Annotated in this window: 15 protein-coding genes, 2 rRNA genes and 1 pseudogene; 6 read left to right on the forward strand and 12 right to left on the reverse strand. The window is 36.7% G+C overall.

Features of this window, described 5'->3' with window-relative positions; translation table 11 throughout:
• Window positions 1-89: 89 nt before the first annotated feature.
• A complete protein-coding gene (locus tag E2R68_RS05125; protein WP_134276422.1) occupies window positions 90-521 on the reverse strand; it encodes an arsenate reductase/protein-tyrosine-phosphatase family protein in 432 nt (143 codons plus the stop codon).
• Window positions 522-563: 42 nt separating this feature from the next.
• A complete protein-coding gene (locus tag E2R68_RS05130; RefSeq protein WP_134276423.1) occupies window positions 564-1,805 on the reverse strand; it encodes a polysaccharide export protein in 1,242 nt (413 codons plus the stop codon).
• Window positions 1,806-2,311: 506 nt separating this feature from the next.
• Here E2R68_RS05130 and E2R68_RS05135 point away from each other — a divergent pair.
• Both E2R68_RS05135 and E2R68_RS05140 read left to right on the forward strand, forming a co-directional pair.
• Complete coding sequence (locus tag E2R68_RS05135; RefSeq protein ID WP_134276424.1) at window positions 2,312-3,163, forward strand: class I SAM-dependent methyltransferase; 852 nt, start codon at window positions 2,312-2,314, stop codon at window positions 3,161-3,163.
• 398 nt (window positions 3,164-3,561) lie between these two features.
• Window positions 3,562-4,083, forward strand: coding sequence for a transposase (locus E2R68_RS05140; protein ID WP_134276425.1), 522 nt, complete (start codon window positions 3,562-3,564; stop codon window positions 4,081-4,083).
• A gap of 877 nt (window positions 4,084-4,960) precedes the next feature.
• Here the strand turns inward: E2R68_RS05140 and E2R68_RS05145 are convergent.
• The 4 genes from E2R68_RS05145 to nirB all read right to left on the reverse strand — a co-directional run bounded on the left by E2R68_RS05145 (window position 4,961) and on the right by nirB (window position 11,748).
• A complete protein-coding gene (locus E2R68_RS05145; RefSeq protein ID WP_134276426.1) occupies window positions 4,961-6,730 on the reverse strand; it encodes a bifunctional protein-serine/threonine kinase/phosphatase in 1,770 nt (589 codons plus the stop codon).
• A 554-nt stretch (window positions 6,731-7,284) separates the two neighbouring features.
• Window positions 7,285-8,757, reverse strand: coding sequence for a NarK family nitrate/nitrite MFS transporter (locus tag E2R68_RS05150; protein ID WP_134276427.1), 1,473 nt, complete (start codon window positions 8,755-8,757; stop codon window positions 7,285-7,287).
• 98 nt (window positions 8,758-8,855) lie between these two features.
• Complete coding sequence (nirD, locus tag E2R68_RS05155; RefSeq protein WP_134276428.1) at window positions 8,856-9,206, reverse strand: nitrite reductase small subunit NirD; 351 nt, start codon at window positions 9,204-9,206, stop codon at window positions 8,856-8,858.
• A 10-nt stretch (window positions 9,207-9,216) separates the two neighbouring features.
• Window positions 9,217-11,748: a nitrite reductase large subunit NirB gene (nirB, locus tag E2R68_RS05160; RefSeq protein WP_134276429.1), complete on the reverse strand. Its 2,532-nt coding sequence runs from the start codon at window positions 11,746-11,748 to the stop codon at window positions 9,217-9,219.
• A 430-nt stretch (window positions 11,749-12,178) separates the two neighbouring features.
• On the opposite strand from nirB, the gene E2R68_RS05165 reads away from it, so the two are divergent.
• Window positions 12,179-14,920, forward strand: a complete 2,742-nt coding sequence (locus E2R68_RS05165; RefSeq protein WP_134276430.1) for a nitrate reductase — start codon at window positions 12,179-12,181, stop codon at window positions 14,918-14,920.
• 447 nt (window positions 14,921-15,367) lie between these two features.
• On the opposite strand, the gene E2R68_RS05170 is transcribed toward E2R68_RS05165, so the two are convergent.
• The gene (locus E2R68_RS05170) at window positions 15,368-16,189 is read right to left on the reverse strand and encodes a 2-keto-4-pentenoate hydratase (protein ID WP_134276431.1); all 822 of its coding nucleotides are present in this window, start codon (window positions 16,187-16,189) and stop codon (window positions 15,368-15,370) included.
• Window positions 16,190-16,506: 317 nt separating this feature from the next.
• On the opposite strand from E2R68_RS05170, the gene E2R68_RS05175 reads away from it, so the two are divergent.
• Genes E2R68_RS05175 through E2R68_RS05185 form a run of 3 tightly spaced genes read left to right on the forward strand, consistent with a single transcriptional unit; the run spans window position 16,507 to window position 19,460 of the window.
• Window positions 16,507-17,202 carry an ABC transporter ATP-binding protein gene (locus tag E2R68_RS05175; RefSeq protein WP_134276432.1) on the forward strand — a complete coding sequence of 232 codons (696 nt, stop codon included), beginning with the start codon at window positions 16,507-16,509 and terminating at the stop codon, window positions 17,200-17,202.
• Complete coding sequence (locus tag E2R68_RS05180; RefSeq protein WP_134276433.1) at window positions 17,203-18,789, forward strand: ABC transporter permease; 1,587 nt, start codon at window positions 17,203-17,205, stop codon at window positions 18,787-18,789. It abuts the gene before it with no gap.
• Between the two features lie 8 nt (window positions 18,790-18,797).
• A complete protein-coding gene (locus E2R68_RS05185; protein ID WP_166738804.1) occupies window positions 18,798-19,460 on the forward strand; it encodes a DUF3299 domain-containing protein in 663 nt (220 codons plus the stop codon).
• A gap of 82 nt (window positions 19,461-19,542) precedes the next feature.
• On the opposite strand, the gene E2R68_RS05190 is transcribed toward E2R68_RS05185, so the two are convergent.
• The 5 genes and pseudogenes from E2R68_RS05190 to E2R68_RS05210 form a co-directional block, all read right to left on the reverse strand.
• Window positions 19,543-20,982, reverse strand: coding sequence for a polysaccharide lyase family 7 protein (locus E2R68_RS05190; RefSeq protein WP_134276435.1), 1,440 nt, complete (start codon window positions 20,980-20,982; stop codon window positions 19,543-19,545).
• Window positions 20,983-21,106: 124 nt separating this feature from the next.
• Window positions 21,107-22,084 carry a YHYH protein gene (locus E2R68_RS05195; protein ID WP_166738805.1) on the reverse strand — a complete coding sequence of 326 codons (978 nt, stop codon included), beginning with the start codon at window positions 22,082-22,084 and terminating at the stop codon, window positions 21,107-21,109.
• Window positions 22,085-22,261: 177 nt separating this feature from the next.
• A pseudogene (locus E2R68_RS05200) lies at window positions 22,262-22,447 on the reverse strand (DUF2391 family protein); the annotation flags it as partial.
• Between the two features lie 250 nt (window positions 22,448-22,697).
• A 5S ribosomal RNA gene (gene rrf / locus E2R68_RS05205) occupies window positions 22,698-22,813 on the reverse strand.
• A 163-nt stretch (window positions 22,814-22,976) separates the two neighbouring features.
• Window positions 22,977-23,083 (reverse strand): 23S ribosomal RNA (locus tag E2R68_RS05210); the annotation flags it as partial.

The following is a 23,083-nucleotide window of genomic DNA, read 5'->3' on the forward strand; positions in this document are numbered from 1 at the left end:
TGTCTTTTAAGTTATTAGTCAGTAAGGATTAGTCGCTAAGGCTTAAAACCTATACTGTATAAGTAAATTTTAATGTAAGGCGTTATGGCTTAAGCTAATTTTGTAGCCCAAGCCTTACAACCTTTTTCTATCAATTTGTAAGCATGATCAAATGCTTCTTTGCTTTGGCGATAAGGGTCTGGAATATCGTTTTTATCAGTCCATTGACTTAATAACATGGTTTTTCCACGCGCTTCAGGGGCAATTTTTGTTACCGCTTCAATGTGCCCTTGCTCCATCACTAACACCAAATCATAATCACGACACAATTGGCTGCTAAACTGCTGAGCTTTATGCCCTTCTAACAACACACCATGTTCTAATGCCACTTCAGTTGCAATATTGTCCGCAGGTTTCCCAATTAATGCTCCTACGCCAGCAGAAGCGATTGTTTTATTAGGTAATAACTTTTTAAAAAGATATTCCCCCGTCGGCGAACGACAAATATTGCCTACACAAACCACTAAAATTTTATCAAACATCTTAATTTACCTGTTGTTAACTCTTTTCGTGCTTATTAAATACTACCAAGTATGTACGCGCACAGCGCCTTCAGAAAGACTATTAAACGCAGTAATTGTTGGTAATAATTGACGAATAACACGATTATAACGTTCGATTGGTGCAGCGGTTACATATACCACATCATAAGGCTCTAATTTAAAATCAGTGCCGATCACTAAGCCAGATGCATCTTTAATATTTAACTGATAGATATTAGCGACTATTTTCTCAGGTCGTTCATTCTCTTCTGGCGGTTGATCAGGGTTGGCACTTCTATCTCTTACCATTTTTAAGAATTCTTCATTTTTCTGATCTCTTTCCGCACTTCTAACTACAAATATACCTGTTGCATCAGCAGATAATTCATTAATGCCTCCAACACTACTTAATGCCTCAGTTAATGACATACCTGCACGGTCAATTTTTAGCATTTCTGGTTGTTTAACATCGCCTAGCACGAATACTTTTTGTGAGTCATTACGTGGCACATGGATGATATCACCCGGTTGAATTAAACGATTTTGTGTTAAATCACCAATCTGCATTAATTGATATAACGAAATAGTTTCTGTATTACCATTTCGCGTTAATGTTACATTTCGCCAATCAGCATCTGCTGTTAAACCACCAGCGTGGTTAACTGCATCAAGTAAGGTTAATGGGACGTTGGTAATTGGCTGTTGACCCGCTTGTTTAACTTCGCCTGTTACGTAGGCTTTTTGAGAGCGAAATGCAGCGATATTCACATCAACTTGAGGGCTCTCAATATATTTTTCTAATCGCTTTGAAATATCCGAACGAATTTTTACAACTGTTTGGTCTGCAACACGCACAAAACCTATATAAGGATAAAATATTTTCCCGTCTGCGTGCACCCAAGTACCTGATTCTGCGGCACTACGGTATGAACCAGCGGGAATGGTTAATTCAGGATGATCCCAAATAGTGATATTAAGAATATCACCAGGACCAACAAAATATTCATAACCTAATAAAGCTTTGTCTAAGTTTGGATTAATGCGGGCTGTGCCAGATGCATTATTATTCTGTACTAAATAAGCGGCAACAAAAGAGTGCGTAAGGGGGTAAACATTTACCTGCTCTACCGGTGTTTGTTGTTTTTCTTGATCACTCATGTCATCAACATTTCTTTCAGCAATAACATTTTTATCACTATCAGAAAGGTGAGACCCGGGAATCGTACACCCTGTTAACAATATAATGAACGAAAATACTAAAACAACTTTTGATTTATAAAGCATGTAATTCTTATCTTAATTATTTTTAATTGCTAACCCTAGGTAAAATTATCTTTTATCAGGTTAAGCGATAGGTAATTAGAAGAAATTTGAAAATAAATTCAATATTTCAATTATTTAACTTGCCTCAGCTTTGCTATTTATTTTGCAAAATATAAGTATTTAATTTATTAACGACAGATTATATTTTTTAAAATCAAATGCAAGAAACACCATAAAAAAACAAAAATCGCTCTCTGAATTTATATATTAAAAACAGAAAAATGGAAACTTTGATGGTATTTGAGTTTTAACTCTGTCGATTATATCTTTTTGTTATTAATAAATCTCGCATGAAGACTTAATAATTATAAAATTTTACTGATTAAACTCCATACTCTTCTTATATACATTCTATTTATGAAGTCACTCGAATCTTAATATAAAGTGTGCAATTGATAATTTTCATTTGTATAATTTATGACTGTTGTTCTTTCTTCTTTTCACTTCCCATAAAAGCTAATATTTCTATGATAAAACGAACCTTTACAACTCCTTGGCATGATTATGAATTACTTGATGCTGGTGATAATCAAAAGCTTGAACGTTGGGGAGACGTGATCACTATTCGACCTGAAATGAATGCTTACTTTGAACCTGTATTATCTAAAAAGGAATGGCTTAAAAAAGCGCATTTTGAATTTATTGAAAGTAGCAGCAATGCCGGTGAGTGGAAGTCATTACAAGGTAATTTAGCCCACGATTGGCAAATTAAGTTTAATGATATCACCATTAACTTACAGCTCACTAAGTTCAAACATGTTGGATTATTTCCTGAACAACGTGTGAATTGGGATTTTATTGCTCAACATTTAAAAACAGGAGACCGCTTTTTAAATCTATTTGCTTACACTGGAGTCGCTTCATTAGCAGCACGTTCTCAAGGTGCTGAAGTTTTACATTGTGACTCAGTAAAACAGATCATTAAGTGGGGCAAAGAAAATATGGAATCGTCAGGTTTGTCTGACGTTCATTGGGTTTTAGAAGATGCGCTTAAATTTGCACAGCGAGAAATTAAACGAGGCAAAAAATATCAAGGTTTAGTGATGGATCCACCAGCGTTTGGAATAGGTGCAAAAAAAGAACGCTGGAAGATTGAAAACAAATTCCCTGAACTCATTGAAGCCGCATTAGCTTTAAGAGCCAAAAATGGCTTTATTATCGCAAATACCTATTCACCACGTTTAGATGCGAAACGAATTTTAGAAATCACTACAGCTTTGTGTACTACTGAAAAAGTTGAAGTAACCACTTTAAGCGTAAAAACCCAGACAGGTAAGATCCTCGATTATGGTTTAAGAACCGTAATAACTGAAAAATAACAGCAGGATAAATAAAAAAGGGGCTGAGGCTTTCAAGCTACCTAAAATAACTACACGGGGCGTAGCTTTCAAGCTACCTAAGAAACATCAGCAGGATAAATAAAAAAGGGGGCTAGGCTTTTAAGCCTCCTAAAAACATCACACATGGGACACAGCTTTCAAGCTACCTTACAAAACACTAGCAGGATAAATCCTGCGCCCCAACTAATGGCAATGAATCACAACATGGGGCGTAGCTTTCAAGCTACCTCACTAAACACTAGCAGGATAAATCCTGCGCCCCAACTAACTGCAATGAATCACAACATGGGGCGTAGCTTTCAAGCCTCCTAAAATAACTAGTTTTGTAGTAATTATAAATTCCACTATGCTTATTTTATTTGCATAGGGTATTAAAAATGCATAAAAGCTTAACTCATTTTGATTTAGAAAATGCAATTCAATTTGTAACGTTTCGTACTCAAGCAAGTATTGAATATTATCTTGAAAATCATAACTCTCAAATAGAAACTAACACGTCAAAACAACAATTCCATGTAGATCAAATACTAGATAACAGCACTGCAGGAGCAATATTAAATGGAAAGTTAATAACCTTACTTATTAACTTTTTCAAATCCAAAGATAAAATAGACTACAAGTTAATTGCTGTATCAATCATGCCCAATCATATACACATTCTCTTTCAGCAACTCCGCCCTCTTCCTAGTATTATGCACCATATAAAAGGAGGGTCAGCCAGCCTAATCAATAAGTATCATAAGCAAATAGGGACATTATGGGATAAAAGCTACTTTGATAAAGTAATTACAAATGAGAAGCACTTTCAAATTACATACGAATACATAAAAAATAATGCATATAAAGCAAACCTAACCGATGCAGAATACAGATTTTACGGTATCTATGAAAATGAATGAGGAACTTGTAAAGACTAGCAGGATAAATATCAACATGGGCGAGGCTGTCAAGCTACCTTACAAACACTAGCAGGATAAATCCTGCGCCCCAACTAATGGCAATGAATCACAACATGGGGCGTAGCTTTCAAGCTACCTTACAAACACTAGCAGGATGAATCCTGCGCCCCTACTAATGGTAATGAATCACACACGGAGCGTAGCTTTCAAGCTACCTTACAAAACACTAGCAGGATAAATCCTGCGCCCCTACTAACTGCAACGAATCACACACGGAGCGTAGCTTTCAAGCTACCTTACAAACACTAGCAGGATAAATCCTGCGCCCCTACTAATGGTAATGAATCACACACGGGGCGTAGCTTTCAAGCTACCTTACAAACACTAGCAGGATAAATCCTGCGCCCCTACTAATGGTAATGAATCACACAAAGAGCGTAGCTTTCAAGCTACCTTACAAAACACTAGCAGGATAAATAAAAAAGGGGGCGAGGCTTTTAAGCCTCCTAAAAACATCACACATGGGGCGTAGCTTTCAAGCTACCTTACAAACACTAGCAGGATAAATCCTGCGCCCCTACTAATGGTAATGAATCACAACATGGGGCGTAGCTTTCAAGCTACCTCACAAAACACTAGCAGGATAAATCCTGCGCCCCTACTAATGGTAATGAATCACACACAGAGCGTAGCTTTCAAGCTACCTTACAAAACACTAGCAGGATAAATCCTGCGCCCCTACTAATGGCAATGAATCACAACATGGGACATAGCTTTCAAGCTACCTCACAAAACACTAGCAGGATAAATCCTGCGCCCCTACTAATGGCAATGAATCACACCACGGGGCGAGGCTTTTAAGCCTCCTAAAAACATATCAATTATTTTTTAGCAATAAAAATAACTCTAGGGCACTTAATCCCATAAAAATGAAAGTGCATAGTTTCCAAAACTTAATTGGGTCTCGTTCTAACAATGCTTGTTTGGGGGCTTTTGAGCTCTGTTTTTTCTGGCTTTTACTTAGCTCAGCGATAAACTCACTCATACTACTATAGCGTTCTAGTAATTTAGGGTTTAAGGCCTTTTTGAAAACGTTATCGAGACTCACCGGTAAATCATTTCTAGCGATTTTTATCGGTTGATAAACCCAACTATATTGTCTTGCTCTATCCAATGATTGTCCTTGGTTATTTGGATAAGGTAATTTCCCTGTTAATAATTCATAAGCAATAACAGCAATTGAGAATAGATCAGATAACGCTGAGCTTTGGCCTTTATTTAAATATTCAGGTGCAATGTAATCAAGTGCTCCTAAAGGTTCCTCTTGTTGTTCTTTAACTATTTCTTCAAATCCATTAATTTTAACTGTACCAAAATCGATCAATTTAACTTCAATTTCTCCATCATCAGCGGTTTTAATGATGATATTCTCTGGTTTTAAATCTCGATGCACCATCCCAGCTCGCTGCAACACCCTCACTGCATTGACTATTTTACTTATAATATCTTGTGCTATTTGCAAATCAGGTAAGGGCTTTTCCTGCATCCATTGTCTTAATGTAATGCCCTCTACATATTCACAAATATGATATAAAAACACAGAGTCTTTAATATTTTTAGCAATGGACATAATACTTGGATGATTAATAGATTGGCCAACCCATTGCTCTTTATAAAAACCTAATAGGTAATCTAAGTCCTCTTCAAAATTGAGCGAAGGCATCTTTAAAACAACAGATTCTTGGGTTAGTTTATTGGTCGCGAGATAAACATGGCTACGTACCCCATCGTGCAATATTTTATCTATTTTGAAACAATCAATTTCATTACCGACTTGCAACGCAGGGGGGATATTCAAACTGTTCAAATGCATAAACAATTCATTTAAGTTTGCATTAGGCAGTGATCGTATTTGTAATAATAAGCAGCTTATATTATCGCTACTTCCTTGCTTTAGTGCATCATCACAAATAACTTGAGACAGTTGTTCAAAATCTTGAGTTGATGAATTTTCTGTTAATGAATCGACATAATCAGCTAACGTTTGTTTATCTAAATAGTCATGAACACCATCACTTGATAATAGAAAAAGATCACCAACTTGTAATGATACCCCTTGGTAATCAATATCAACATGACAATCCATACCTAATGCACGGGTTAATACCGTATTATTGTTATAAACCGCTCGGCTATGGTCATAAGTTAGTTGAGTTAATTGCTTATTTCTGTAACGGTAAATTCTACTATCACCGACATGTATAAGGTGTGCTGTTGTTGATTTAATAATTAAACTACTGAAGGTGGTAATTAAACCATTATGGCGTAGGTCATCTTGATTGTGTTGATATAACCAACTATTGAGGGAGTTAAGGACTTTGCTAGCAGATTGTTTTACATCCCAGCTTTTATTTGTGCTGTAATAATCATTAATAAATTGAGTTACACTGGTATGACTCGCTTGCTGCCCTTTATCACTGCAACTCACACCATCAGCAACACAAGCAACAATGCCTTTTATATTTCTTTCTGATTGAGAATAAGGGTCTTTTACTGCAAATGCATCTTGGTTTATTTCACGCTTTCCCGCCGTAGAATAACCACCAACACAGACGCTTAATTTAGGGGTTGTTTGACGCTTATCCATACACACTTACCCTTATATTTATATGGGATGCAGGATCCATCCTGCTGATATTTGTTAGGAGGCTTAAAAGCCTCGCCCCATCGCAATATAAAAACTAACACATGGGGCGCTGGATTCATCCTGCTGATATTTGTTAGGAGGCTTAAAAGCCTCGCCCCATCGCAATATAAAAACTAACACATGGGGCGCTGGATTCATCCTGCTGATATTTGTTAGGAGGCTTAAAAGCCTCGCCCCAGTTAACAATATAATGAATATCAATTAAGGAGGCTTAAAAGCCTCGCCCCAGTTAATAATATAATGAATATCAATTAAGGAGGCTTAAAAGCCTCGCCCCAGTTAATAATATAATGAATATCAATTAAGGAGGCTTGAAAGCCTCGCCCCAGTTAACAATATAATGAATATCAATTAAGGAGGCTTAAAAGCCTCGCCCCAGTTAACAATATAATGAATATCAATTAAGGAGGCTTAAAAGCCTCGCCCCAGTTAACAATATAATGAATGTTAGCTGAAGAGGCTTAAAAAGCCTCGTCCCAAGTATATAAATATGATTAATGACTACCTACATCGATTAATGTCACGCTGCCATCTTCATTTACTTCTGCAATTTTTCCTTTTGGTTCAGTCATAAATAATAATGTAACTAGTCCAATAAAGGCTGTAACTGCAATCACATAGAAGAATGTTTGGTAATCAACAAACGATAAGATAGTTAAGTAAACAACTGCACCAACATTACCGTAAGCACCTGTCATTCCTGCTATTTGTCCCGTCATACGACGTTTAATTAATGGCACTGTTGCAAATACTGCACCTTCACCTGCTTGCACAAAGAAAGAACATAACATGGCAGCAACAACGGCAATCCATAACGTCCAATGTGAATCAATTTGTGCCATTAGTAAATAACCTAATGCTAATCCTGCTGTTAAAATAATTAATGTTGATTTACGACCAAACTTATCTGATAACCAACCGCCACCTGGACGAGAAGCCAAGTTCATAAAGGCATAAGCCGATGCGACCATCCCGGCCATTACAGGTGTTAATTCGAAAGTTTCTAAGAAGAATAATGGCAGCATTGAAATAACCGCTAACTCAGAACCAAATGTTGCAAAATAAAGGATATTTAACACAGCAACTTGTTTAAACTTATATTGATGAATTTCAGGGACTGGCGTTGTAAAAATTGATTTATTTACTTTCCAAACTTGTGACCACTCGTAAAGATATAAGGCAGCTAACGACCCATAAATAATATTACAAGCAGAATAGGAGATCATATCCACATTTGATGGTGATAATTTCCATGCTAATAAAGCTAACGCTGCGTACATAGGAATTTTCATTAATAACAATAAGAAGAAATCCCCTTTTGACGTTACTTCCATTGCAGTTAGGTTAGCCGGTTTGAAGTAAGTCGCTCCTTTAGGTGTATCCGTTACATTTAAGTAAAAAATAACACCAAAAGTTAAACTTAATAGACCCGTTACTACCATCGCATAACGCCACCCATCATCACCACCAAACAATAATGCTAATGTCGGTAATGTAAATGCAGCTGCGGCACTACCAAAGTTACCCCAACCACCATAAATACCTTCAGCTGTTCCTAATTCATTATGCGGGAACCACTCTGAAACTAAACGAATACCAATAACAAAACCTGCACCAATGAAACCTAATGCAAAACGTGAAATGGCTGCTTCCATAAAGCTATTTGAAAAAGCAAATGTAAAACAAGGAATTGAACATAAAATAAGGAGTGCAGAGTAAACGATTCTTGGGCCATATTTATCTGTTAATGAACCAATGATAACTCGAGCAGGAATGGTGATTGCTACGTTTAAGATCAGTAGTGTTTTAATCTCTTCAGTGGTTAATCCTAATGTTTCTTTTACCGCTTGTAATAATGGAGCGAAGTTAAACCATACGGCGAAAGTAATGAAGAAGGCCATCCAGCTTAAATGCAGTGTTTTCATCTTTCCCTGAAAAGAAAAAATATTAAAAGTGCTCTGACTCATTTTACATCCTGTGTTTATTATCTAAAAGATCATGTCATTGAAATAAAGAAAAACCATGTTAAGTATGTGAGCCTTAACATGGTTGTTATTGCAGTAAACTAGCTCGCTTCTTTCAGCTGAACTTGCTCATTTTCAATACGTATATCAAAGGTTTTAAGCTTGTGAACATCTGAGTCCAAACACTCACCCGTTTCTAAGTTAAAACGTTGTTTATATAATGGAGAAGCAACATAGGTTGTATCTTGTGTTGAGCCGATAATGCCGCGAGATAGCACATTCGCTTCACCAAACGGGTCAAAATTAGCAACCGCATACACATTGTTACTTTGTTGACATAAGAAGATCGCAACTTGTTGCTCATTAAATAGAGCACAAATACCTGCATCAGGAGTTAAGTCCTTAACAGGACAAATATCCGTCCACGTTGTGTTGTTTAATTGAGTTGTCATATTGTTCACCTTATTCCGTTAATTCAATGATTTGAATTGGATCTTTTTTCACAGGGAATCGTTGATCTCGTTCAACTTTAAACGCTAGTCCAGTATCTACTGCATCACTATTTATGTAGTGCTTGAAGCGTTTTAATTTCTCAGGATCTTCGATCGTCGTTTTCCACTCACATTGGTAGTTTTGAATGTTGCTTTCCATTTCAGCTTCTAGTTCAGCAACAATATTCAATGAGTCTTCGATAATTACTTCTCTTAGATATTCAATACCGCCTTCCATATTTTCTAACCATACAGAAGTACGTTGTAGACGGTCTGCGGTGCGGATGTAGAACATATAGATGCGGTCTACATAAGTGCGTAGTTGTTCATCCGTTAAATCAGAGGCAAATAAATCACCGTGACGAGGACGCATACCACCGTTACCACCAACAAATAGATTCCAACCTTTATCTGTTGCGATTAAACCAAAGTCTTTGCCTTGAGCTTCTGCACATTCACGAGTACAGCCAGACACACCGAACTTAACTTTGTGTGGAGAGCGTAAACCTTTATAACGGTTTTCAATATCTATCGCGAAACCAACACTGTTTTTCACACCATAACGACACCAAGTGCTACCAACACAAGACTTAACGGTACGTAATGATTTACCGTAAGCATGTCCCGTTTCAAAACCTGCATCGACTAATTTTTTCCAAATGGCTGGTAATTCATGTAGCTGTGCACCAAATAGATCCACACGAGCGCCACCTGTTATTTTTGTATAAAGGTCAAACTCTTTAGCTATCTGTCCAATGGTGATCAACCCGTCTGGAGTTATCTCACCACCAGGAATACGAGGAACAACTGAATAAGTACCGTCTTTTTGCATGTTGCCTAAGTAGTTATCATTGGTGTCTTGTAAGCCTACATGCACATCTTCAAGCACATAATCATTCCAGTAAGAGGCTAAAATATTAGCAACCGCAGGTTTACAAATTTCACAGCCTTTACCACTGCCACATTCAGTTAATAAAGCAGGGAATGTTTTGATTTTTTTAACTCGAACAATATCTGCTAATTCTTGGCGAGAGTAAGCAAAGTGTTCACAAATATCTTTCTTAACTTCAAATCCAAGATTTGCTAGTTCGCTGTCTAAAACTTGTTTAGCTAATGCAGTACAACCACCACAACCCGTAGCTGCTTTCGTTGATGCTTTAAGCTCTCCCATACTGCAACAGCCTGCTGCAACAGCTTCCTTAATGTCACCTTTAGAAACATCAAAACAAGAACAAATAGCCGCAGTATCAGGTAATGCATCAACACCTAGTCCAGCAGATTCCTCACCACCAGAAGAAGGTAAGATAAGCGTGCTTGGATTAGCTGGTAGGGTCATATCATTTAATTTTAATTGTAATAACGTACCGTAGGCTTCAGCATCACCGACTAATACCGCGCCCACTAATTTCTTACCATCAGCAGAAACAATTAAACGTTTATAAACTTGTTCAATTTCATCGTTATATGTGTATGACTGTGCACCCGGTGTTGAGCCGTGTACTTCACCAATACTGGCTACATCCACTCCTAATAATTTTAATTTGGTACTCATATCCGCGCCGGTAAATTCAGTAGCTGAATCACCGTGCATGTGTGCTGCTGCTACTTTTGCCATTTGGTAACCAGGAGCCACTAAACCGAAAATGAAGTTTTCCCACAATGCACATTCACCAATGGCATAAACATCTTTAACACCTGTTTGACAATGATTGTCGATAACAATACCGCCACGCTCACCAATTGGAATACCACACTTACGTGCTAATTCATCTTGTGGACGAATACCTGCAGAGAAAATGATCATGTCTGTTTCTAAGTGAGAGCCATCTGCAAAATTCATTCTGTAGCGAGATGTTGTACCTGCAACAATTTCAGTGGTTGCTTTTTCGGTATGTACTTGCACACCTAAGTCTTCAATTTTACGTTTTAATAATGCACCACCACCATCATCTAGCTGTACAGCCATTAAACGAGGAGCAAATTCAACAATATGTGTTTCAACACCTAGATTAACTAACGCATTACCAGCTTCTAAACCTAATAAACCACCACCAATTACTACACCAACTTTGCTGCTTTTACCTGATTCAGTAATATCTTCTAAATCATCAATGGTACGGTAAACATGACAATGTTCTTGGTCATTCCCCGGGATAGGCGGAACAAATGGATAAGAACCTGTTGCTAATACTAATTTGTCATAGCTTTCAACACGACCACTTGCTGTGATCACGTTTCTATTATCAAAATCTAAATCAACAACTTTATCGTTAAGTACAAATTTAATACCGTTCTCTTCGTAATATGCTTCATCTGTCAACGCAAGATCATCGGCTGTTTTGCCTGAAAAGAAATAACTTAGTTGTACTCGGTCATAAGCAAGACGTGACTCTTCAGAGAAAGTGATCACTTCATAGTGACTTTCATCGTTACCGATAATGGTATCAATAAATTTATGGCCTACCATTCCGTTGCCGACCACAACAATGCGTTGTTTACTCATAATCGTTATTCCTTTTTACTTCAGTTTGTAATTTTTGCTTAACTTGTCAGATAAGGCTGTATGCCATAACGGGTGCAAAGCGAGTGCCAATTACAACAAAACGAGTAAAAAACATAATAAATCAATATATTCAACACGTTATAAGACCATAATTATAAAAAGGTTATTTTAAATAAGATTTTTATCGTTAAAATTGTTAATAAAATGTAAACATTTAGTGCATTTTGCTCTCAAATGGTGCGCTATTCTTCTCTAGCCTTTACCTTGAATTTTTACTGCCTTTATTGACCAATAAAAAAATACTCATTACTCTTTGATTTAAAAGAGAAATATTTTTTAAAAAATATATTTAATAAAATCCTCTGTAGTTGGTGCGCTCTTTGCTCTGTTATTACATATAAATGGTTCTTAAAGAGTAGAGAGAAGTAAAATGACCCAAGAAAATAGCTTATGGACTAAATCAACCTGCGCATACTGTGGTGTAGGTTGTGGCATTGAAGCCAGCTTAGATGCTAAAGGCGAACTGAGTATTCGTGGAGACAAAACACATCCAGCTAATTTTGGGAAACTCTGCTCAAAAGGTTTAGCCTTAGGCGAAACGGTGAGCCATGAAGGACGCTTATTACACCCAATGATTGATGGCGTAGAAAGTAATTGGAATAACGCACTGCAACACGTTGCAATGCAGTTCTCTGACACCATTGAACAATACGGGCCAGAATCTGTCGCTTTTTATGTATCAGGGCAGCTATTAACTGAAGACTATTATGTTGTAAATAAGTTAATGAAAGGTTTTATTGGCAGCGGTAATATCGATACCAACTCTCGATTATGTATGTCATCAACTGTTGCTGGACATAAACGTGCTTTTGGTAGTGATACAGTACCGGGTTGTTATGAAGATCTTGATACAGCAGAAATGGTTGTGATCACAGGTTCTAACCTAGCTTGGTGTCACCCTATTTTATTCCAGCGTTTAAAAACAGAAAAAGAAAAACGCGATAATCTATTTATTGTAGTGATTGATCCCCGTAAAACCGATACTTGCTCTATTGCAGACTTACACTTAGCCATTCGACCTGAAACAGATGTTGCATTGTTTAATGGATTATTAACTCACCTTGCAGAACAAAAAAAACTTGATAGCGATTATATTCAATCTTATAGCGAAGGGTTTGATGCAGCATTAATAAGCGCTCAACAAGATGCTCCTAATACAAAAAAATTAGCGGATACATTGGGAGTTAATGAACAAGATTTAATATCCTTCTACCAACATTTTGCTAATACTAAAAATACTGTCACGATTTATTCACAAGGTGTAAATCAATCGATGCAAGGTAGTAATAAAGTAAACAGCATTATTAACTGTCATATTGCCACAGGTCGAATAGGCAAACCGGGCATGGGACCTTTTTCTGTAACAGGTCAACCGAATGCAATGGGCGGACGAGAAGTTGGCGGACTAGCAAATACATTAGCGGCACATATGGAATTTGGTGATGCACAAGCACATCACATGATCAGTGAGTTTTGGCAAACAGAGCAACTTGCAACTAAGCCGGGTTTAAAAGCAGTAGATATGTTTGATGCCATTAATGAAGGGAAAATAAAAGCGGTTTGGATCATGGCAACTAATCCCGTCGTGAGTTTACCTAATAGTAATAAAATCATCGCTGCGTTAAAGAAATGCCCATTAGTTGTGGTATCTGACTGCATAGCAAAAACAGCAACAACAGAATATGCAAATGTACTTTTACCTGCACAGGGTTGGAGTGAAAAATCAGGGACGGTGACTAATTCAGAAAGACGTATTTCAAGACAACGACGTTTATTACCTAGCCCAGGTGTCGCAAAACCGGATTGGTGGATCATAAGTGAAGTTGCTAAACGTATGGGGTTTTCTAAAGCCTTTAACTTTTTACATGAAGGTGAAATTTTTGCTGAATACGCAAAAATGACAACTTTAAATAATGAAGATGGTTTAACACGCGACTTAAACTTAATAGGGTTAACAACATTAGATGCAAAAGGTTACAGTCAACTCACGCCGCAACAATGGCCAGTAAAAACAATACAAACTGAAACAGTACAACAACGCCTATTTGCAGATAAACAATTTTTTACTCCCTCTAAAAAAGCACAATTTATTGCCGTCTCTCTAATGGAGAAAAAACTTGATAGCGATGAATATCCACTTATTTTAAACAGCGGCCGTATTCGTGATCATTGGCATACAATGACTCGCACCGGATTATCCAGCCGTTTAGGTGCACACATAACTGAACCTTATGTTGCGATCCATCCTGATGATGCAAAAGCACAACATATCAGTGATAACAATTTAGTTGCTATCAATAGTGTACAAGGCGCTATGTTAGTTAGAGCTTCTATTACCCAACAACAAAAAATGGGAGAAGTATTTACCCCTATTCATTGGAATAAACAAACTGCTAAAAGCGCAAATGTTTGTCATCTAACCAATGATGATACCGATCCAGTTTCTGGGCAACCTGCTTTAAAATCAACACAAGTTAATATTAAAAAATGGCATTACCATAGTGAAGCCATACTATTAACACGTGAAATATTAGATTTAAGCTTATTTGATTATTGGGTAAAACAAAAAGTAGAAAAGGGTTATTTATATCGCATAGCGGATAACCGCACTCCTTTAGTGCTATCTGAAAATTTACAAAGTTTATTAAAAAATCAACAAGGTAAAACATTACAGTTTTCTAGTACAGATGAATCTCAACAGATGATTTATCGATATGCTTTTGTACAGAACCAACAACTGAATAATGCTTATGTTGCCTCTGAGCAACTATCCACACAATCACTTGATTGGTTACAAAGTGTATTAGATTTACCGTTGGATAACAGTATTGAAAAGACATTAATCTCAGGCATTGTTGAAGGAAAATTAGCACAAGGGAAAATTATCTGTGCTTGTAAACAAGTTGGTATCAATACCATTACAAATGCAATTCAAGAGCAAGGGTGTTACTCACTAGATAGCATTAAAGAATGCACTGGAGCAGGTACAGGATGTGGAAGTTGTTTACCAGAAATAGCAACGATTATCGAAGATACCCCATTCACAATGGCCCAACAGGCGATAACAAAAAGTACAGTTACTTTAAATGGCGTAGAACAATATACTCCATAAATCACTATATCCTGCTAGCAGGATAAATCCTGCGCCCCTACTAATGGCAATGAATCACAACATGGGGCGTAGCTTTCAAGCTACCTAAAATCACCAGCAGGATAAATCCTGCGCCCCTACTAATGGTAATGAATCGCAACATGGGGCGTAGCTTTCAAGCTACCTTACAAACACTAGCAGGATAAATAAAAAAGGGGGCGAGGCTTTTAAGCCTCCTAAAAACATCACATCATGGAGCTTAGCTTTCAAGCTACCTAAAATCACTAGCAGGATAAATCCTGCGCCCCTACTAATGGCAATGAATCACAACATGGGACATAGCTTTCAAGCTACCTAAAAACAGCAGGATCAATCCTCGCCTCTACTGATTGCATAGATATAAAAAAAGCGATCATTTGATCGCTTGTTTATTTATCTTCAAACTTAATAGTTTAAAATTTGGTAAAACTATTTTTTGTTATCAACTAAAGTAAAGTTCATTGTGCAAACATCACCAAATGATACTGTAGAAGTTGAGCCAACTAATGTTTCGTGAACACCAGTAATAGCACCAGAACTACATAAAGAACCAGCAGGTAATGTAATACCACGTTCTGCACAACAATCAATTAAGAAAGCAAAAGCTGCCATTGGACCATTTAAAATACAGTCAGTTTTAGCCGTTCCGATGTGTTGGTCGTTAATTACTGTAGTTGTTTCCATTGTTGTGATTGCTGTTTTCCAATCTGCAATCGCTGTTCCCATGATCACACCATATTGATTACCGATGTCAGAAGCAATCGCTGTTGGACCATAGCTATTTAGATCGATCACAGGGCTACTCGCAATTTCAATACCTGCATAAACATTTTTAACTAAATGCTCAACACCATCAGCAGTATTGATGCTACCAGGTACGATATCTTGATTTAATTCAATCACTAATTCAGGTTCAATGGCAATAAATCCACCTGCAAAAACAGGCAACTCAAATGCTTCACCTGTTGATTGTGCTTCAGTTAGTTTGATAGCAACATCTTCAAATACAGGACCGATAATACGCTCACAACCCATTTCTTCACGTAGTTCAGGCGGAACCATACCAATCTTCCAACCAACAATTGCTTGATCAGATGCTTCGATAGAAACATTTTGAACTGCATAAGCTTCTTTTAAAGTACTTGGGATTGGCCCTGGGAAACCTTCAGTAATACGTACTTCTTTACGTGCACTAGAAAGTGTTTGACCTAATTCGTTAATTTGCTCAGTTGTTAATGGTGTAGTTGACATAAAATACTCTCACAATGGTTTGATAAATTTATGGTGATGTCCGCTTCAAGTTAATAAAACCTAAGCTTTGATAAAACAGTATAAACGCCCTATAAGTTCAAACAAAGTGATTATTAGGTATTCGTAGAGGATTTTGATATACAACAAGAGGATCTTATATTCTGCTTATTTATATTAAAGTGGATCAATTAATTTCTGAGCAGATCACAGCATGAACCACGGAAATCAAATAAAAGAATAAAAATCACTTCTTTTTATTTACTGCCTCATTATGTTATAACATAACAAAATAGACATAACGTTTGTATAGGAAAGTGATGATTGATTTAACTGATTTACGATTTGCTTGGCAAAAAGAAGATATTATTAATATCAAAACATTAAACATCCAAAAAGGCCAACACCTTTTCATTGAAGGTCCCAGCGGCAGCGGGAAAAGCACATTATTAAATTTATTAGGTGGTGTTTTAACACCACAAAGTGGCAATATATCTATTCTTGGACAATCTCTCAATCAACTATCTTCAAGCCAAAAAGATACTTTCCGAGCTGATCATATTGGTTTTATATTTCAGCAATTTAATTTAATTCCCTACCTCAATGTATTAGATAACATTATTTTACCTTGTGCCTTTTCTGCACCACGAAAAGCAAGAGTATTACAAAGAGCTGCAAGCTTAAAAGCAGAAGCTTTACGTTTATTAACAGCTTTAGGTTTAAATCAAACCGAGTTATTACAACGTAACGTCAATGAACTCAGTGTTGGTCAGCAACAACGAGTTGCCGTCGCAAGAGCAATGCTTGGTAGTCCTGAAATTATTATCGCAGATGAACCTACCTCTGCATTGGATAGTGAACATCGCCAAGCCTTTATTAAAATATTATTTGATGAATGCCAAAAAGAAAATATTACCCTTATTTTTGTAAGTCATGATAGCAGCCTAAAACAGCTCTTTTCACACAGCCTAGACTTACGAAAAATCAATCAAATAAAATATAAAGAGGTGCTATAAATGGCTATTTTATTACTAGCATTCAAAAGCTTATTAAACCGCAAATTAACTGTTTTTATTACACTATTTTCTATCGCAATCAGTGTCACGCTGTTATTAGGGGTACAAACCTTAAAAACAGAAACCAATAATAGTTTTATGAAAAGTATCTCTGGAACTGATTTAATCATTGGTTCTCGTGGTGCCTCATCGCAACTATTACTGAGCTCTGTATTTCATATCGGTAATACATCAAATACCATTCAATATAAAACCTACCAAGAACTCGCTAAATCTCCAGCAGTTAAGTGGGCAGTCCCGATTTCAATGGGAGATTCTCATCATGGTTATACCGTACTCGCAACAGACCTTAACTTTTTTACACACTTTAGTTATGCAAACAAACAACACCTAAAGGTACAGTCTGGCAAAATAGACGATGACATGTTTGCGGTGGTTATTGGTGCAGAGGTTGCTAAAAAACTGCATTATCATATTGGAGATAAAGTCATTGTGACTCATGGTGATGGAAAAATCGAAGGACACCATCACGATAATATTCCTTTTTATGTTAGCGCTATCTTAGCACCTTCATTTACCGCAATTGATCAAACTCTGATCATCTCTTTAGAAGCCATGGAAGCGATGCATGCAGATCATCATGGTCATATTGGAGCATTACCAGGAGAAAAAACACTTCCTGTAAATAATAAAAAACATATGCATAAAATAGCTTCTAAAGATGCTGATCATGAGTATGAAGCACATTCAAGCCATGAACATCATGCACAACATGACGATCACGAACATGACCATGAAGCGCATTCAAACCATGAGCATCATGAACACGACCATGAAGCACATTCAAGTCATGAGCATCATGAACATGACCATGAAGCGCATTCAAACCATGAGCATCATGAACACGACCATGACCATGAAGCACATTCAAACCATGAGCATCATGAACACGACCATGACCATGAAGCACATTCAAGTCATGAGCACCATGATACTCAAGAACAACGTATTGCTCGCTTATTAAAATTAAAACCTGACAATATCAATGCTATTTTTGTAGGCCTAAACTCTCCACAAGCAATATTAGGTATGCAAAATTATGTTAATAATTTTCAAGCAGAACCATTAACAGCGATTATCCCTGCAGTGGCGTTACAAGAGTTATGGCAGTTCTTTAACATTGCTGAAGTTGCCTTAGATATTGTTACCGTGTTTGTTGTATTAGTTGGTTTATTAGGTATGTTAAGCATTATTCTAATGAGTCTAAATGAACGACGCAGAGAAATGGCAATCCTACGTTCAGTAGGGGCTCGTCCTATGCATATATTTGCTTTAATTATTGGAGAAGCAGGTTTTATTTGCTTTATCGGGATATTATTAGGCACTCTATTACTTTATTTACTGCAATATGTATTACAGGCGCCACTTGCAAGCTATTATGGTTTTTATCTAGAAATCAATATGCTGACATTGAATGATTTATTCATATTATTAATTATCCAAATCAGTGCGTTATTGATTGCATTAATCCCTGCATCATTAATTTATAAGTATTCATTATCAGATGGAATGAGTATCAAGTTTTAGGAATGAAGATGAGAAAATTATTATTAATGCCGTTGTTATTATGTTTTGCGGCTGTCGCACAAGCTGCGCAGCCGATAAAAATAACTTGGCAAGATTTGCAAGGCCAAGTAGAGCCTTACGAAGATCCCTTTGCTGATCTAACCGCAGATCAAACATATAACTTATCAATTTATGGTTATATCTCAGAAATTAAAAAGTCCTCTCCGGACAAAGTGACTGAAGAAATGGAAGAAGAAGCGGCAGCAGCAAAAGCACAATTAATTGCTGAAAATATCGATATTGATTATTTATTTAAACAACGCTTAATCATTATAGAAAAAAGAAAAAAAGCGGCACTTATTACTAATGATTTATTAGCAGACCGTCAAATTCAAATGGCAGGTTATATGTTGGCATTAGAGTTTGATAATGGTTTAGTAACCGAGTTTTTATTAGTGCCAACCATTGGAGCTTGTTCGCATAAACCTGTACCGCCAGCTAATCAATTGATATTTGTAAAAGCTCAAAAAGCAATTGCAGCGGGCTCTCCTTATATGCCCGTTCAAGTTACTGGTACTTTACGGATAACACCGCAAGCTAAAGATCTGTATTTAGTTGATGGTGAAAGACATATCGAAATGGCTTATAGTCTGGAAGATACAAAAGTAGAGCCTTTTATTGCAACGCACTAAAACGCCCCCATAACGTAAAAAGGCTTAATCAATCATGCAAAAAATAGCATAGTTGATTAAGCCTTTATGTTGATACTAAGCATTAATCTACATTACGGATATAACTCATCTCAGTAAAAGTAATTTCGCTTGTTTCAAAATATTGTTCGTAAAACTCTTCATAATCGCCATCTGCATTACCACTTGCTAACTTATCACCTGTTTCTGGGTTTTGTGCTTGATGATAGTTACCAAACTTAAAGTACGAAGCAGATGAATCATTTACCATAATGGGGGCAAGTGCTTGACCATTAATTTTTACAGTGACTAAACCATGATCATTTTCTTCTTCAAAATAAAAGCTCTCACCCGATTTTATCGTTGTTAATAGATGTTTGGTTTCACCCGAGCCATCAGGTTTTGCTAAACGAATATAAACATCAAAAATACCATTCATTGCTTTACTATCTGATTCAGTACCATCAGGTGCATTTGCAAATCCACCTTCATCTAAATCTGCAATATAAAGTTTTGTAATAGTAGCGGTAGTATCTGCATGATGTTGTGCAACAATGGTTTTTGAGCCATTTGATAAATTAGCCGTTATCTTAGCTTTAAACAACTCATAGACTTCAGTCATAGCAACACGGTAACCACCACTCGATTTTATCTTAAGCTCATGTCTCCAACCATTACCATTTGGGGTTACATGTTTAGCAGCTAATGCATCAAAGCTCATTTCAATCGGAGAATATGAGATTAAATGATCATCTTCATTAAGTTCACCATGCTCAACCTCATACACCTCTAACCATTCAGCACATGTACCATTAAAAGATATCTGCCCTGAAACTTCACAGTCATTGTCAGGTATTACAGGTTTATCTGGTTCAGTAGGATATTCAGGCTCGCAGTCATTACCCGTACATTCAACTACAGAGAAAACGGTAACACTATTCCAAGTATTATCAGAATTACCATACCCTGTATAACGAACATAACGTGCTGTTATTTTATCAAAATCGTAGGATTCTATTTCAACAGAATTGCCACTACTTGTTGTTTTAGCTAATGCATTAGTCCAAGTAGCAGCATCATTACTCACTTCAACAGTAAATGTAGAGCTGCGACTATCACCATTATATAAAGCGACATTAACGCCATTAATAGTTGTATATTCACAAAGATCTAAACGTAGAGTTGCACCAAGTCCATCACCAGACCAACGTGTTGATGTATTGTTATCAAGTACGTTGCTAGCAACATTATCTCCATCTGAACTTGATGCAATAGCTGAGACTACACAGCTATCAGGAATGATAGGCAGATTCGGTTCTGTATCGTCCTTATCTTCTTCTGGAACAAAGTCAGGTATCTCGTCCTTATCTTCCTCTGGAACAAAGTCAGGTGTATCGTCCTTATCTTCCTCTGGAACAAAGTCAGGTGTCTCGTCATTATCAGGCGCTACGGAACTGCTATCATCCTTAGATCCAGCACATCCCGTTAGTAATAAACTTAAAAATATAAATATGTACCACTTCATTATGAATTCCTTTTCATTTATGTTGGCGGAATTATAAATCAGATAAAATACTGAGACAGCAAAAAAATTGGCAACATAAGTTAGCTAATCGACACTTTTAATAAAAACATTCATGATGAATAAATTACATTACACCAGAATAACAACTCATTACCCATGGATAACTATTAGTAACATAATAAGCATATTGTCCATTTACGGTCATTCCATTGCATTCATCTAAATCACCGGCACCTTCAACAAACTCCCAATCACCACGAAACTGACCGTCGTAGTTACCACTAACAATATTCCCCTGACCTTTTAATGGGGTAGTGTAACCGCTAACTGCAGAACGCAAGCCTCCGTTGTTTTTTAATTGGTAACTAGATGTCACTTCTCGAATATTGCCATTATCATTTATACAGCTCCCCATAATTGGAAAACCATCTAAGGCAAAACCAATAACAGGGGAGCTTGTTGAACAATCATTATCAAACATTGCCATTGGACTGCCATGATAATGATAAGTGCCATCAGGTTGTGTATGAGCATTATTTTGATCAGTACCAAAGCTATTAAGAGGAGACATTGGATCATAACGCCAAGGATTGTTTATTTGATTTTGACCACAACCAATTTTTTCTTTTCCTAAATCTTCATCACCTATGTCGTAACAGGCTGCAGCTAATAAGTCTAATTTCACACCATTCAGGAATACTGCACTTTCTCCCAAAATAAGATCGCTACTTTTATCTGCTAAAGTTGGGTTGGTTGGTATTGAATAACTATCATTTTGCTTAGATACTGCAGTAGCAAAGTTACCATTAATATTAAAATCATGATTAGGAATTGCATTACTTTGAAATAAACAACTTTCATTATTAATGCTAATAAATAATTCACCAGTAAAATATTTAGAACGCCCTTGGTCTTGTACATATGAATAATAACGCTCTACATAATCAGCACAATTGCCTGAAGTTCGAGTAAATATGCTATCAGTAATATCAATATCAATAACCTCTGAATCCTCTACTTCTTGATTAGCTTCATTTGCTTCGTTCGATGTGCCACAAGCAGTTAATAATAAACTGCAAAGTAATATTAAAGACGGTTTCATCATCAACTCCTTTTGATATGAAAAAATATTATAGGATAGATATTAATATTAACTTGAAAGGGTTAAAGATAGCGCGATAGAAGTAACGCAATATGAGGGAGTTATTTACATTAATGCGATTACCTTCAAAAAGATAAATCGCAATATGCTCTGATCAAAATAACTTATTTTAATGCATCACTCTTTATCAAAGCTATCAAAGCTATCAACAACAATTGCTCCCATTGAGGCTGGCATAGTGATTATGCGTTTAATAGCAGTTATAGGATCATCAATGAAAGGAAGTTTGTTCAAGCAGAATAAAACCAGTGAAACAACAAAAGCAGTCATAATATAAGCAATCAAAATACGCATAATGAAAATACAATTGCTTGGAATGACTTTGTAAGTGATGTTAAAAGAGTAAAGAAAATAGGCACTAGAGATTGGATGAACCTGATAAGATAATTAACGGAATTGGTATCATCAGGAATTGTTCTGAATATGTTGCAAGATTGCTGATTGAAAGGGTTCGCAGAGCTCCGCCGCTTATGAGACGATGCTAGTACATCACTAAATTTTAGATATAAAAAAACCCTGTCGATGTTAATCAACAGGGTTCATTTAATGAGGCGCTTGGCAATGACCTACTTTCACATGGGGAGACCCCACACTATCATCGGCGCAGCTGCGTTTCACTTCTGAGTTCGGCATGGGATCAGGTGGTACCACAGCGCTATTGTCGCCAAGCATAAAAAATAAATTAGGAAAGTGATGTGTAATGCTCTTTTTATTTGTTTTTCTTATTGTTCTTAAATCATCGCAATTATGTAAATACGCTATCACAAGCGTTTATATTTTAATGTCTTCTTTGACTTGTCTTGGTCACATAACAACACTACTTAGGTGTTGTATGGTTAAGCCTCACGGGTAATTAGTACAAGTTAGCTCAATACATTACTGCACTTACACACCTTGCCTATCAACGTTGTAGTCTCCAACGGCCCTTTAGGGAACTTA

This window comes from Psychromonas algarum, from assembly GCF_004376845.1.
In the GTDB taxonomy this organism is placed as follows: domain Bacteria; phylum Pseudomonadota; class Gammaproteobacteria; order Enterobacterales; family Psychromonadaceae; genus Psychromonas.